This is a genomic window from Streptomyces phyllanthi, from assembly GCF_009377205.1.
Classification (GTDB): Bacteria; Actinomycetota; Actinomycetes; order Streptomycetales; family Streptomycetaceae; genus Streptomyces; species Streptomyces phyllanthi.
In genome coordinates this window covers 1-1,286 of sequence record NZ_VJZE01000915.1, presented here as the reverse complement: position 1 = coordinate 1,286, position 1,286 = coordinate 1, and the positions used below count along the sequence as shown (strand labels likewise).

Below are 1,286 nucleotides of genomic sequence, written 5' to 3'. Positions count from 1 at the left end.
GGGACGCCCCCTCCCCCTGCCACCGGAGCCCTGTCCCAGCCCTCGTTTCACGGTCCGGACCACCCCGATGACACCGGAGAGCCTCGGAGAATTCATCCGCTTCGCTCCGGTTCCTCACGTCTTTTCCGGCACCGCACTCCGCCACCATGGCTGCGCCCGGAACGTATGGGCCGGTAGGCTTTCCGTGTGATCTTCAAGCGCATCGGAAACGGCCGGCCGTACCCCGACCACGGCCGGGAAAGCACCCGGCAGTGGGCGGACGTCGCACCGCGCCCGGTCCGCCTCGATCAGCTCGTGACGACCAAGGGCCAGCTCGACCTGGAAACACTGCTGGCCGAGGACTCGACGTTCTACGGCGATCTCTTCGCCCACGTCGTGAAGTGGCAGGGCGACCTGTACCTGGAGGACGGCCTCCACCGAGCCGTACGCGCGGCACTCCAGCAGCGCCAGGTGCTGCACGCCCGCGTCCTCGAACTCGACTGAGCCGGAGCGAGCCGGGCCCCACGAGAGCCGGCCGGGGTCGACCGCCACCGGCACGGTTGCCCCTTTCGGGTTGGACCGCCGCCCGGCCGATGATCATCTGGTAGGCATCGCAGCCCCCGCGCACTACGCTGCGCCCATGAGCATGCTGACTCCCCCAGGCATGGGCGGCCAGTACCGGATCACGGGGGACAAGTACCCACGCCTGCGCCGGCCCAGGAGGCGCCGCAGGCTCGTGCTCTCGGCCATCGCCTCCATGGCCCTGGTCGGGCTGACCGGGTGGGGAACCCTGCAGCTCATCGATGTCTTCACGGGCGGCGGCGACGAGGCCACGGCGGCCGGCCCGAAGGCGGACTGCTCCACTCGTGCGACCGCGAGCCCGTCCCCCCGGGCGGCGGCTCTGCCCCGGCCCGCGCAGATCACCGTCAACGTCCTGAACGCGACGCCCCGCAGCGGACTCGCCAAGAGCACCGCCGAGGAGCTCAAGAAGCGCGGCTTCCGCATCGGCACGGTGGGCAACGCCACGAAGGAGTACGACAAGAAGGTCTCCGGCACCGCCGTACTGCTCGGCGCGAAGGCGGCCGCCGACGCGGCGCTGCCGGTACTCGGCACCCAGGTCAAGGGTGCCGAGCCGAAGACCGACGGCCGCCCCAGGGCCACCGAGGTGGACCTGATCATCGGCACCGGCTTCAAGTCCCTCACGGCGAAGACGGACGCCGACAAGGCGCTGACGGCCCTGAGCAAGCCGACGCCGGCCCCGAGCACCACGCCGAAGAACTGCTGACGGACCCGGCCCCCCCCCCGTG

General features: G+C 71.2%; 2 protein-coding genes. Both read left to right on the top strand.

Going from position 1 to position 1,286, the window contains the following annotated elements:
- Positions 1-186: 186 nt before the first annotated feature.
- Positions 187-483, top strand: a complete 297-nt coding sequence (locus FNH04_RS46095) for a type II toxin-antitoxin system VapB family antitoxin (RefSeq protein WP_003999914.1) — start codon at positions 187-189, stop codon at positions 481-483.
- 160 nt (positions 484-643) lie between these two features.
- Entirely contained in the window at positions 644-1,264 is a 621-nt protein-coding gene (locus tag FNH04_RS46090; RefSeq protein ID WP_152792164.1) for a LytR C-terminal domain-containing protein, read from the top strand.
- Positions 1,265-1,286: the final 22 nt, after the last annotated feature.